12 protein-coding genes are annotated in these 11,879 nt (G+C 49.9%); 10 read left to right on the plus strand and 2 right to left on the minus strand.

Annotated elements, in window-relative coordinates:
• Position 1 precedes the first annotated feature (1 nt).
• The 9 genes from urtE to OIR97_RS16815 all read left to right on the plus strand — a co-directional run bounded on the left by urtE (position 2) and on the right by OIR97_RS16815 (position 6,610).
• Positions 2-703 (plus strand): urea ABC transporter ATP-binding subunit UrtE, encoded by a 702-nt coding sequence (gene urtE / locus OIR97_RS16775; protein WP_169543363.1) that lies wholly within the window; start codon positions 2-4, stop codon positions 701-703.
• Positions 678-1,532 carry an urease accessory protein UreD gene (locus OIR97_RS16780; protein ID WP_169543364.1) on the plus strand — a complete coding sequence of 285 codons (855 nt, stop codon included), beginning with the start codon at positions 678-680 and terminating at the stop codon, positions 1,530-1,532. The genes urtE and OIR97_RS16780 overlap by 26 nt, the downstream gene beginning before the upstream one ends.
• Before the next feature lie 17 nt (positions 1,533-1,549).
• Complete coding sequence (locus tag OIR97_RS16785) at positions 1,550-1,852, plus strand: urease subunit gamma (protein ID WP_169543365.1); 303 nt, start codon at positions 1,550-1,552, stop codon at positions 1,850-1,852.
• Positions 1,853-1,863: 11 nt separating this feature from the next.
• On the plus strand, positions 1,864-2,169 hold the full coding sequence (locus tag OIR97_RS16790; RefSeq protein WP_169543366.1) for an urease subunit beta: 306 nt from the start codon (positions 1,864-1,866) through the stop codon (positions 2,167-2,169).
• On the plus strand, positions 2,169-3,881 hold the full coding sequence (ureC, locus tag OIR97_RS16795; RefSeq protein WP_169543367.1) for an urease subunit alpha: 1,713 nt from the start codon (positions 2,169-2,171) through the stop codon (positions 3,879-3,881). The genes OIR97_RS16790 and ureC overlap by 1 nt, the downstream gene beginning before the upstream one ends.
• A gap of 15 nt (positions 3,882-3,896) precedes the next feature.
• Positions 3,897-4,340 carry an urease accessory protein UreE gene (locus OIR97_RS16800; protein WP_169543368.1) on the plus strand — a complete coding sequence of 148 codons (444 nt, stop codon included), beginning with the start codon at positions 3,897-3,899 and terminating at the stop codon, positions 4,338-4,340.
• A complete protein-coding gene (locus OIR97_RS16805) occupies positions 4,330-5,025 on the plus strand; it encodes an urease accessory protein UreF (RefSeq protein WP_169543369.1) in 696 nt (231 codons plus the stop codon). The genes OIR97_RS16800 and OIR97_RS16805 overlap by 11 nt, the downstream gene beginning before the upstream one ends.
• The gene (ureG, locus tag OIR97_RS16810) at positions 5,022-5,675 is read left to right on the plus strand and encodes an urease accessory protein UreG (protein WP_169543370.1); all 654 of its coding nucleotides are present in this window, start codon (positions 5,022-5,024) and stop codon (positions 5,673-5,675) included. The genes OIR97_RS16805 and ureG overlap by 4 nt, the downstream gene beginning before the upstream one ends.
• A 140-nt stretch (positions 5,676-5,815) precedes the next feature.
• Complete coding sequence (locus tag OIR97_RS16815; RefSeq protein ID WP_169543371.1) at positions 5,816-6,610, plus strand: HAD-IIB family hydrolase; 795 nt, start codon at positions 5,816-5,818, stop codon at positions 6,608-6,610.
• Here the strand turns inward: OIR97_RS16815 and OIR97_RS16820 are convergent.
• Both OIR97_RS16820 and OIR97_RS16825 read right to left on the minus strand, forming a co-directional pair.
• Entirely contained in the window at positions 6,602-7,969 is a 1,368-nt protein-coding gene (locus tag OIR97_RS16820; protein ID WP_169543372.1) for a sigma-54-dependent transcriptional regulator, read from the minus strand. The genes OIR97_RS16815 and OIR97_RS16820 overlap by 9 nt on opposite strands.
• Positions 7,969-10,365 carry an ATP-binding protein gene (locus OIR97_RS16825; protein ID WP_169543373.1) on the minus strand — a complete coding sequence of 799 codons (2,397 nt, stop codon included), beginning with the start codon at positions 10,363-10,365 and terminating at the stop codon, positions 7,969-7,971. The genes OIR97_RS16820 and OIR97_RS16825 overlap by 1 nt, the downstream gene beginning before the upstream one ends.
• A 403-nt stretch (positions 10,366-10,768) precedes the next feature.
• On the opposite strand from OIR97_RS16825, the gene phnD reads away from it, so the two are divergent.
• On the plus strand, positions 10,769-11,728 hold the full coding sequence (phnD, locus tag OIR97_RS16830; protein ID WP_343052795.1) for a phosphate/phosphite/phosphonate ABC transporter substrate-binding protein: 960 nt from the start codon (positions 10,769-10,771) through the stop codon (positions 11,726-11,728).
• The last annotated feature ends 151 nt before the right edge of the window (positions 11,729-11,879 follow it).

Below are 11,879 nucleotides of genomic sequence, written 5' to 3' on the forward strand. Positions count from 1 at the left end.
AATGAGCGCCTTGTCAATTGAAGCGGTAGATTTGCACTACGGTGCGGCACAGGTCCTTCGGAACATTTCCTTTTCGGCAGAAGCTGCCAGAATCACCTGTATCCTTGGACGCAATGGTGTTGGAAAAACATCGTTGCTAAGAGCCATTACCGGTCAGCATCCTGTTTCCAAGGGAGACATTCGAATTCAAGGGGATATTGTGACCAAAACGGCCCCTTATAATCGGGCAAAAAAAGGAATTGCCTATGTCCCGCAGGGCCGCGAAATCTTCCCGCAATTGACCGTCCGGGAAAATCTGGAAACAGCTTTTGCCCAGCTGGCCCGACGCGATCGGTTTATCGACGAAGAGGTCTATCATCTTTTCCCTGTTCTCAAGGATATGCTGAGCCGAAGGGGAGGCGACTTATCGGGCGGGCAACAACAACAGCTTGCCATCGCCCGGGCGATGACAACCCGTCCGTCAATCCTGGTTCTGGACGAGCCGACGGAAGGCATTCAGCCCTCGATCATCAAGGATATTGGCCGCGCCATCCAGTATCTAAGAGATGAGAAGGGAATGGCAATATTGTTGGTCGAACAGTATCTTGATTTTTGCCGGGAACTGGCTGACACTGTGCATATTATGGACCGCGGGGAAATCACTCATTCGGGTCCCTCAACAGATCTGGATCGGGACGATGTACGCCGCTATCTCACCGTCTGATAGACTAAGAACGCCCCACCAGCGGACAGATGGTTCCGGTCGGATACGGTTTAAAATATCGCCTTCGGGTAAAACCGTTCTCGATCACCTGTATCAACGCGGCGCGGCCAAAATCAGACTACCCAAGACCTACACCAAGCACAGCAAAGAAGCCGTATTGATTAACAGTTCCGGTGGGTTGACCGGCGGTGATCTACTTGACTGGCAGATAAGCGCCGGAGAAGACTGTTATGGTGTCATTTCAAGTCAGGCCTGCGAGAAAATTTATAAATCGACCGGTGATACCGCCGTCGTCAAAACCACAATTTCGGTTGCTGAAAATGCGCGCGTTGACTGGTTGCCACAAGAAACAATCCTTTTTGATCGGGCGAAACTAAGCCGTGATCTGATTGTCGATCTTGCAACGAACGCACGCTTTCTTGGCGTGGAAGCATCTGTCCTTGGGCGCGCCGCGATGGGCGAGCAGGTCCGGTCACTTTCATTTGGCGATCAATGGCGCCTTTATCGAGAGGGTGTGCTGGTCCACGCCGACAATGTCCGCCTTTCAGGCGACATGACCGTTCATGTTAAAAACCCCGCTGTTCTTGGCGGTGACCGATGTTTTGCAACACTTGTTTATTGCGGGCCGGAGGATTTGGATCAATTAAAGCATCTGGCATCAGAGATCCGGGACAGCAGTACCGCTCAAAGTTTCGGTGTCAGCGCTTTTAACGGCAAAATTGTTGCGCGCCTAACTGCACCAGACAGCCTGTTGCTCCGCCGCGCCCTCATTCCGATCCTTCAAATATTAAGACCCTCGGAGGCACTTCCAAGGGTCTGGACGACATAAGAATAAAGGGAAACGTCATGAACCTGACACCAAGAGAGAAAGACAAGCTTCTCATTGCCATGGCTGCAAATGTTGCGCGGCGCCGATTGGAACGCGGGGTAATTCTCAACCATCCAGAGGCAATTGCCCTGATCTCGGACTTTATCGTTGAAGGTGCCAGAGATGGGAAAACGGTTGCCGAGCTTATGGAAGAAGGGGCCCATATCCTGACCCGTGATCAGGTGATGGAGGGGATCCCTGAAATGATCCACGACATTCAAGTCGAGGCGACATTTCCAGATGGGGTGAAACTTGTCACTGTCCATGAACCCATTCGATAGAGGAACACACTATGATCCCCGGCGAAATAATTACCAAAGACGGCAATATCGAATTGAATGCCGGTCTGGACGTTACAGAAATTTCTGTCTCAAATACAGGCGACCGCCCCATTCAAGTGGGCTCGCATTATCATTTTTACGAAACCAACCCCGCGCTTGAATTCGATCGCCCGAACGCTCGCGGAAAACGGCTTGATATTGCAGCGGGCACGGCGGTTCGTTTCGAACCGGGACAAACCCGACTTGTGACACTCATTCCCCTGTCCGGCAATCGTGTTATTCATGGTTTTCGCGGCGAAGTTGAAGGGAAACTCTAATGGCAAATTCAATTTCACGGGCAAGCTATGCGGACATGTTCGGACCGACCACCGGCGACAAGATCCGGCTTGCCGATACAGAACTCTTCATTGAAGTTGAAAAAGACTACACTCGATATGGCGAAGAAGTAAAATTTGGCGGCGGAAAAGTTATTCGGGACGGCATGGGGCAAAGTCAGGTTTCCCGGGCAGACGGTGCTGTGGATACTGTCATTACAAACGCTCTTGTTGTCGATCACACTGGTATCTTTAAAGCCGATATCGGGCTGAAAGACGGTCTGATCAAAGCCATTGGCAAAGCCGGAAACCCCGACACCCAATCCGGCGTTGATATCATCATTGGGCCCGGAACTGAGGTCATCGCAGGCGAAGGGAAAATCCTGACCGCCGGTGGCATGGACGCGCATATTCACTTTATTTGTCCCCAGCAAATAGAAGAAGCCCTGATGTCTGGAATTACTACCATGTTAGGCGGCGGCACCGGCCCCGCCCATGGTACTCTTGCGACAACCTGCACACCCGGTCCCTGGCATATTGCCCGCATGATAGAAGCCGCGGACGCCTTTCCCATGAACCTGGCATTTGCCGGCAAAGGAAATGCCACACGGCCGGAAGCCCTTGTGGAAATGCTGAAAGGCGGGGCCGCAGCCCTTAAATTGCATGAAGATTGGGGGACAACACCCGCGGCCATTAACAACTGTCTTGCGGTTGCCGATGAACATGATGTTCAAGTCATGATCCATACCGATACGCTGAACGAGTCCGGTTTTGTGGAAAGCACCGTAAAAGCATTTGATAATCGGACCATCCACGCCTTTCACACCGAAGGGGCAGGCGGCGGTCACGCACCGGACATCATCAAGATCTGCGGCATGCCCAATGTGATCCCATCCTCGACAAACCCGACCCGCCCTTACACGGCCAATACGGTTGCCGAGCATCTGGATATGCTGATGGTGTGCCATCATCTGGATTCCAATATTCCCGAAGACATAGCCTTTGCTGAAAGCCGGATCAGAAAAGAAACCATTGCAGCAGAAGACATTCTGCATGACATCGGGGCATTTTCGATCATTTCATCTGACAGTCAGGCAATGGGCCGGGTTGGTGAAGTTCTTATTCGAACCTGGCAAACGGCCGATAAAATGAAACGGCAACGAGGGCCCCTTGCCGAAGAAACCGGCGACAACGATAATTTCAGGGTCAGGCGGTATATCTCCAAATATACGATCAATCCGGCAATTGCACAGGGTCTGTCGGCTCATATCGGCTCCATTGAAGTTGGGAAACGGGCGGATCTTGTGCTTTGGAACCCTGCATTTTTTGGCGTAAAACCAGATATGATTTTGCTTGGCGGAACGATTGCGGCGGCCCCTATGGGGGACCCGAACGCCTCAATCCCAACACCGCAGCCTGTTCACTACCGGCCAATGTTTGGCTCATTTGGTAGATCGCTGACCAACAGTTCCGTAACTTTCGTATCGAAAGCCGCCTTGGAAGATGGATTGCACGGAAAGCTGGGAACACAAAAGGCGATGCTCGCCGTTGAAAATACCCGCTCCGGTATTTCCAAGGCCAGCATGATCCATAATGACGCAACCCCGGACATCACGGTTGACCCTGAAACCTATGAAGTGACCGCCGACGGAGAAATCCTGACCTGTGAACCTGCAGAAACGGTCCCTATGTCCCAACGCTATTTCCTATTTTAAGGCAGGATAAAAAAGATGATTATCGCGTATAAAGTTCTCAAAGAAGAAAAATGGCCCGGAATTCCCGAGGATCAGATTACTTTGGAAGAAGAAGACCGCCATCGCCGTCGCCTTCTGCTAAAAAGCGATGCAGGGCTGGAATTTTTGTTGTCGCTTGAACATGCAGAACGCCTGGACCATGGCGATGGTCTGCTTTTGGACAACGGGCAAATAATTGAAGTCCTGGCGAAACCAGAGCCTTTATATGAAGTCCGAGCGAAAGACCCCTTGTCCCTGATGAAGCTTGCCTGGCATCTTGGAAACCGGCATCAGCAAACAGAGATCATGATCGATCATTTCAGAATTCGGCAGGATCATGTCATTGCTGATATGCTAAAAGGGTTGGGCGCAGACGTTACCGAAATTGAGGCGCCATTTTCTCCAGTTATTGGGGCCTATGCCAAAAAACATGAACACTGAACATGACCTTAAGGACAGCCGAGCGTTAATCCGACTTTTAACCTGGATGTCGCCGGCATTTCCTTTAGGCAGCTTTAGTTATAGCCACGGTTTGGAAACAGTTATTCAGGATGGCCGCTGTCACTCTGCCGCCACCCTGCAAAACTGGTTGGAAACACTTTTACGCGAAGGCGGAGCGTGGAGTGATGCGGTCTTTCTCTGTCATGCGTGGCAAATAAAAAGCAACCGATTTCAAAACCTCAAAGAATTAAATGACCTTGCACTGGCATTCGCACCGTCCCATGAGCGTTACGTGGAAACCGTGCAGCAGGGGAACGCCTTTTTTACAGCCAGTAAAGCTTGGCCCCGCCCCTTGCATGAAACATTGGAAAGACAGGGTTTAAAAGAACTCGCCTTTCCCGTCGCCGTTGGCGCCATTGCGAAAAGCAATCACATCGACCAACAATCGATCCTGCTTGCCTATTTGCACGCTTTTGTTGCCAATTTATGCTCAGTCGCGATGCGCCTTGTTCCTTTGGGGCAAAGTGATGGACTTGCCGTTCAGGCAGCCCTCGAAGGCGTTCTTCTCGATGTTGCTGATACAGCAAAAACAGCCTCTCTTGACGCATTAGGAGGCTCTGCAATTCACTCTGATATAGCGGCCATGCGCCATGAAAATCTAACAACCAGGATATTCAGATCATGACTTCCCCCTCGCCTGCCAAATCATCCTCTGCCCAACCAAACGGTCCAATGCGTATTGGTATTGGTGGCCCTGTTGGCGTTGGAAAAACAACATTAACTGAAAAACTCTGCCTTGCTCTGCGGGATCATTTTTCCGTCGGTGTCGTGACCAATGATATCTATACCCAGGAAGACGCAATGGCCCTTGTTCGCCGGCAGGCTTTAACCGAAGATCGGATTGTCGGTATTGAAACCGGGGGCTGCCCCCATACGGCCATTCGCGAAGATGCAACCATCAACCTGCAAGCCATCGATACGCTGAATGAGCGGCATCCAGATCTGGATATCATTTTCATTGAATCCGGCGGTGATAATCTGGCAGCCACTTTTTCGCCAGATCTTGCCGATTTGACACTTTATGTCATTTCAGTCTGTCAGGGTGATGACATCCCCCGTAAAGGCGGACCTGCGATTACGCGATCTGACCTTCTGATCATCAATAAAACTGATCTTGCCCCCTATGTTGGTGCAGATCTGGATCGCATGAAAGACGATGCGGCGAAACTGCGTCAATCCAAACCTCATCTTTTTACTGACCTGTCCCGTAATCAGGGGACTGACGAAATTCGGGATTTTATTTGCAAGATGTCGGGTTTACCCATGATCAACTGATCGCAATTTGAAAGGCGTTGGTTGGTGAAAGCCTTGCTTCACAAATCAGAATATGTGTAAAGACATGCGAACCTTGGCATAAACATTGCGTAATGTTACGCACTCTGTTTTTCACGACACCCAAAAGGCCTGTAATTAAAATGACCGCGTTTCAGAATGTTCGCTTTATTCTTACCGATGTAGACGACACCCTAACCTATGAAAGTTCTCTGCCTGCGGAAACGTTTCAGGCTCTCCATAATCTGAGGGAGGCTGGTTATATTGTCATCCCGGTGACGGGAGGGTGCGCAGGATGGTGTGATCAAATGGCACGGATCTGGCCGGTAGAAGCGGTCATTGGTGAAAACGGGGCCTTTTATTTACGCAAAGACGAACAGGGCCATGTTCATTATTGCCATTGGGAGGATGCTGCGAAGCAGAAGCAACTCCAGCAAAAGCTGCTGTCTTTGGCGGCCGACGCCCTGCAACTGGTTCCAAAGGCACGATTAGCCAAAGATCAGGCTTACCGTCTGGCTGATGCGGCCATTGATTACAATCAGGATGTCTCAGGTATAACGAAAGAAGAAGTCGCAAAAATCGTTTCCGTGTTTGAAACGGCAGGGGCAAATGCACGTCCAAGCTCAATTCATGTAAACGCCTGGTTCGGGTCCTATAACAAGAAGATGATGGCCTTGAAATTACTGAAGGACTGTTTTGATCTGGACGCGGAAAAAGCCAAAGAACAAGTTCTTTACATTGGTGATGCGCCGAATGACGAGCCAATGTTCGAGTATTTTCCGATTAGCTTCGGTGTTGCCAACATCCGCAAGGTCTGGGACAGTTTACATCATCGCCCTCGCTGGGTGACCCAATCCAGTGGTGGATATGGCTTTGCTGAAATGGCCGACGGTTTATTGTCCACGGATATGGCCTCTGCCAAATTCAGCCTAGCTTAACTCCTTTTTATCAATCCCGTATTTGCGCAACCGAAGATAAAGCGTTTTATACGGGATTCCCAAACTGTCTGCTGTGCGTTGCATGGAGCCTTCTGTTTCAGCAAGAGTTTTCATGATTATCGCCTTTTCATAGGCTTCCAGACGGGCTTTCAACTCAGTACTCTCTTCCTGCGGCAGTCCTTCGTCATGTGGCATGCGAACTGCCGGTAGACCAAGAACATGCCGTTCCGCTGCGCTGATCAGTTCCCGTACATTACCGGGCCACGCATATTCAATAATTTCCAGATCTTTCAAACTGCTAATCGGGGGAGGGGTTTTGCCAAGACGCCGCGCAGCCTTTTCAACAAAAAAGCGAAACAGCAGCGGAATGTCTTCTTTACGATCGCGAAGCGGCGGGATGCTGAGTTCAGCGACATGGAGGCGATAATACAAATCAGCCCGAAAGGTTCCCTCCTGAGCCAGCTGATAAAGATCAGCCTTAGCCGCAGCAACAACCCTGATATCCAGTGGCACACTTCTGTTCCCGCCAATTGGCTCAACAACCCGGTCTTGTAATACCCGCAAAAACCTGACCTGGATATCCATGGGCATTGATTCAACTTCATCCAAAAACAACGTCCCGCCATTGGCGTGCTCAAGACGGCCGACCCTCCGATTTTGCGCCCCGGTAAACGCCCCCTTCTCATGCCCGAACAACTCGCTCTCTATAATGCTCAACGGCATTGCCCCGCAATTCAAAGCGACAAAATTCCGGTCTTTGCGTGGACCACTGTCATGTAACCGCCGGGCAACGGCTTCTTTCCCCGCCCCCGTTTCCCCGCGAATCAACACATTGGCATCGACCTGAGCCAAGTTTTTAATCGCGTCTTTCAGCGCCACCATCGACGGAGCATTGCCGATCAGCCCCCCATACAAAATGCCATTCTGTTCAATCTCCTGCACTTCCCGATGTAAGGATCGGTTCTCCAGGACTACCTCTCGATGCAGAACAGCTCGTTTGACAGACTCAATCAATCGCGACGGTTGAAGAGGTTTTTGCAGGAAATCCCAGGCGCCCATCCGCATGGCACCAACAGCCAGTTCAACATCGCCGTGCCCCGTCAACAGAATGACCGGCAATTCAGGATCAAAGTCAACAGCCTGTTTTAAAAGCGCCAATCCGTCCATTTCAGGCATACGAATGTCACTGACGATAATTGCCGGGCAGTTTTCCTGTAAATTTCCGAGCGCCTGTGCGGCCCGGTTAAAGGTTCTTACAGGAAATCCGGCAAGTTGCAGGCTTTGTGCACAGCTGCTTAAAATTGCCTGATCATCGTCAACCAAATAAACACCTACTGGCATTTCGTGTCCAGCGCTCATTACCAAATTTCCTCTGCTTGTAATGGAAGATTTGCGGCCTTTGTATTCTTCGGTAAAATCAGGGTAAAGCACGCGCCGCCTTCCGCACGATTGCTAACTGTCAGGCTTCCGCCCAGTGTCCGCACAATATTGTAGGAAATTGACAATCCCAGCCCCATTCCCTTACCAACCTCTTTAGTTGTGTAGAAGGGATCGAACACATTTTTCAGCGTCTCTTCTGGAATTCCGGGACCATTATCATAGACTGAAATGGCAACCTGACCTTCCTGATGCTCTTGTAGATCGAGGCTTAAATGTTTGTCATTTTGCCGGGACGTTGCATCCAGTGCGTTGGCAATCAGGTTGATAAAAACCTGCTCCAGACGCAGACCATCCGTGGTCACAAATATCCCGTCAAGAATATGGGAATTGTGAATAACAGCACCTTCCTGCGCGATCCGAACCTGAAACAAAGAGAGCGCCCGACCCAAAACATGACCAAGATCGGTTGGCGAAAAATTCAGGACCGGTTGTCTGGCCAATGTCTGAAGATGGGATGCAAGTTCAATCATGCGCTCCACCTGGGTTTGAATATTTCGCAATGCTTCTCCAGCGTCTGTATAGTCACCTCGTTCCAAAAGCAGATTCACATTATGAAGCCACGATGCGACCGCCATCAGGGGTTGGTTAAACTCGTGTGAAATACCAGATGCCATTTTACCCAACGCAGCCAGTTTACTGGCCTGTATCAGTTCCTCCTTTGTGCTTCGCAGAGCACTTTCCGTACGTATCCTTGTCTCATTTTCATGGCGGAGTTCCTCGTTGGCCCGACGTAACTCGGTGGTTCTGTCCGCGACTGTTTGTTCCAGATTTTCTTGTGCCTGTTTGCGATCTGTAACGTCATAAATCGTGAAAATAAACTTTTGTCCACTACGCTGCTGAATACCGCGAACCGCCACATCACTGGGGAAATTGCTTCCATCTCGCCTGCAGGCCTTAAACTCCCGAACCACAGGCGTCGGCGTTGCCTGTTCTTCCCGGTCAAGTTCAGTGCGACTTTCCTCCAGCATCTTCAATACAGCTGTCCCTTCGGCTGGCGCCACCAGCGCTGTAATATCAAGGTCCGGGGTTGGTCCCTGCCTTGCATAGGCATATCCAAACAATGTACGCGCGGTATGACTGAGAAACTCGATTTTGCCCCTGGCATCCGTCATCACAAGACCTGCAACAGAACTTTCAATAATGGCACGAGTTTGCTGTTCCTCCACTTCCCGTGCTGTCGTTCTAAAGACTTCCAATGCTTCGGCCATGTGCGAAATTTCATCGGTCCCGCTCGTATCAATCATCGTATCCAGCTCGCCCGCAGCGATACGGTTCATCTTATCCCCCAACTGGGTCAGCCGACGAACAATCGACCGTCGCACAAAAATCAAACTGGCGATAAATGAAAGAACGAAAACAATACCGACAGACAGGGCCAATTGTGTTGTTCTTAGTGAAATAAGCTTTCGGGCTTCTTTCGAGGATTGCGCAATTGCGTTCTGGGTCGCCTTCATATTCAGCGCCAGGATCAGGCGGATCTGAACAATTTTAACCCGTGTTTTTTCCAGACTTCGATCAATATTAAGCGCCGTTTTCAATTGCTCCCGACGTAAAAAAAGAAGGTTACCATCCCCTTCCAGATGCTTGATCAGTTGCCGGGCGGGTCTTGTCAGGAAAGGCGTCTGCCTTTCAGAGGCTGCAATATCAGCAAGCAATTCCTGTCCCTTAGCCGCCAGCGCGGCGGAAACCACCTCCAGCCTTTCCAGCGATTTAACGTCCGTCAGATAATACAAATCATCATAAAAATCGCGGGCCAAACGTTCAATTTGCAAGATTTCTAATGGCAGAACCTTAGATTCCTGTGCGCTGACAATCTTGAAAACCGTATCTTGAAACTGACGGTAGCTTTTTTTCAAGCGCTGTAACGCCTCATCTTGAGAGGCCTCTAACCGCAATCGGTATTGTGCAGTTCCGTTCAGGAGTGCCAAACTTGTATGCAGATTTTCAATCAGCGCCTCAATACGTTCGCGATTTCCCTGTTCCTCATGTTCGATATTCTGCAGCTCGTTCAGTTTACTCAGGCGGTCCAGATAATCGGTCATGCGGGCTGAGATCGCCTGCCGTTCGCTTTCTGATCTCGCCTCTGCCAGATCGGGTCCAACATCCAGAAAATCGTCGGCAATACTGAACAGATTAATGGTTTTTGATAACGAGGGAACGCGGACTTCGTTAATCTCATTGATTTGACCGCCCAGCTCTTCAAAGGCAAGCCAGGAGAGCAGCATGACGACGAGCATGATCGCGCTGATAGCGGCAAATACAAGATTTACACGAGCCCCAATTCCAGAGAACGAGCGCGGCGAAAGTGTTTTCATCGGTTAATCCGAGCAATCCATCAGCGGGGTCCAATTCATATCGCCTAAGGGAGAAGAGGTTCAGCAAACAGGAAACTGCAGCCGGCGTCCATCTTCAGATATATTCCATTGTGGCGCAGAATTAGTCAATCTGTCAAAATTGTCAGATCAGCGGACTGTCTATCTGACAATTTTGACTGAACTTGAAAAGTTTTCTGACTTAAGGCCGTCCGAAATATCTGTTTTTCAGCGTTTTTAAAAGTTGGCCCGACGTTTGCGTAAATAAAGTGCATCACTCCTGAACCAAAAAACAAAAATCAAGAGTTGATGAAACAAAATATTAAAAGCTGATGGGAGGCTTATTAAAATGCGCTCTAAATTATTACTCTGCTCGGCATTGCTGGGTGGCTTCCTGGTTTCAGGTATGACCACTCCCGCACATGCTGATTGTGCTCGTGGCTCACTTGATGAGAAATTTTGCGACGTTGATGGCGATCTGGTTGCGGATCCGCCAATGGACGAGTCAAAATGGAAGGACCCAAGCACTCTGGTGTTCACCTATACACCGGTTGAAGATCCTGCTGTGTATCGCGATGCGTTCGCTGATTTTCAGGAATATCTAAGCAAAGCAACAGGTAAAAAAGTTATTTATTACACTGTGCAGTCAAACTCTGCTGAAATTGAAGCCATGCGTTCTGGCCGTTTGCACATTGCCGGCTTTTCAACAGGACCAACAGGCTTTGCTGTAAATCTTGCCGGTGCCGTCCCGATTGCGGTTAAAGGTGGCCCGGATGGTTTCCAGGGTTACAACCTGATCCTGATTACCCGCAAAGACAGTGGTATCAAGTCACTGGCTGACCTGAAGGGCAAGAAAGTCGCGCACACGTCTCCATCGTCAAACTCCGGTAATCTTGCGCCACGTGCCTTGTTGCCAGATGAAGGCATTACACCGGACAAAGACTATACTGTTGCCTTCTCAGGCAAGCATGACCAGTCCATCCTGGGTGTTGTCTCTGGTGACTATGATGCGGCCCCTGTGGCCTCTGACGTTTATGAGCGTATGGTTGCTCGTGGTGTTGTCAATGCAGACGAGATTGAAATTCTATATCGCAGTCCAAAATTCCCAACTTCGTCATTTGCATATGCACATGATCTGAAGCCGGAACTGGTTCATAAAATTGTGGGTGCATTCCATACTTACCGTTTCCCTGAATCCATGCAAAAAGCCTTTAAAGGGGCTGATCGGTTCTATCCGATTACCTATAAAGCTGACTGGGAAGTGATCCGGACAATTGCCAATGCAACCGGCGCCTCATACGACCGTAAAGGGTTGAGTGCAATGGCCCAGAAAGAAGCGGCTAAACGCGCGAAGAAAAAACAATAGAAACGAGGAAATTCCTCCTAGATTGTTGAGCTAACCGCTCAGCTTTCGAACTGCTGGATTGCCTGGACGCCGAATATCCTTGCAATCCAGCTTTCGTTTTAACAATACGACAACTGCCACCGATTGCCGTGGAAAGTCAAAGAGACGCGCT

Origin of the sequence: Sneathiella aquimaris, assembly GCF_026409565.1 — a bacterium.
GTDB classification, from domain to species: Bacteria; Pseudomonadota; Alphaproteobacteria; order Sneathiellales; family Sneathiellaceae; genus Sneathiella; species Sneathiella aquimaris.

What these genes read in the sequence shown, in the direction of transcription:
- urtE (WP_169543363.1), top strand. Translation starts at nt 2, where the DNA reads ATGAGCGCCTTGTCAATTGAAGCGGTAGATTTGCACTACGGTGCGGCA.
- OIR97_RS16780 (WP_169543364.1), top strand. Translation starts at nt 678, where the DNA reads ATGTACGCCGCTATCTCACCGTCTGATAGACTAAGAACGCCCCACCAG.
- OIR97_RS16785 (WP_169543365.1), top strand. Translation starts at nt 1,550, where the DNA reads ATGAACCTGACACCAAGAGAGAAAGACAAGCTTCTCATTGCCATGGCT.
- OIR97_RS16790 (WP_169543366.1), top strand. Translation starts at nt 1,864, where the DNA reads ATGATCCCCGGCGAAATAATTACCAAAGACGGCAATATCGAATTGAAT.
- ureC (WP_169543367.1), top strand. Translation starts at nt 2,169, where the DNA reads ATGGCAAATTCAATTTCACGGGCAAGCTATGCGGACATGTTCGGACCG.
- OIR97_RS16800 (WP_169543368.1), top strand. Translation starts at nt 3,897, where the DNA reads ATGATTATCGCGTATAAAGTTCTCAAAGAAGAAAAATGGCCCGGAATT.
- OIR97_RS16805 (WP_169543369.1), top strand. Translation starts at nt 4,330, where the DNA reads ATGAACACTGAACATGACCTTAAGGACAGCCGAGCGTTAATCCGACTT.
- ureG (WP_169543370.1), top strand. Translation starts at nt 5,022, where the DNA reads ATGACTTCCCCCTCGCCTGCCAAATCATCCTCTGCCCAACCAAACGGT.
- OIR97_RS16815 (WP_169543371.1), top strand. Translation starts at nt 5,816, where the DNA reads ATGACCGCGTTTCAGAATGTTCGCTTTATTCTTACCGATGTAGACGAC.
- OIR97_RS16820 (WP_169543372.1), bottom strand. Translation starts at nt 7,969, where the DNA reads ATGAGCGCTGGACACGAAATGCCAGTAGGTGTTTATTTGGTTGACGAT.
- OIR97_RS16825 (WP_169543373.1), bottom strand. Translation starts at nt 10,365, where the DNA reads ATGAAAACACTTTCGCCGCGCTCGTTCTCTGGAATTGGGGCTCGTGTA.
- phnD (WP_343052795.1), top strand. Translation starts at nt 10,769, where the DNA reads ATGACCACTCCCGCACATGCTGATTGTGCTCGTGGCTCACTTGATGAG.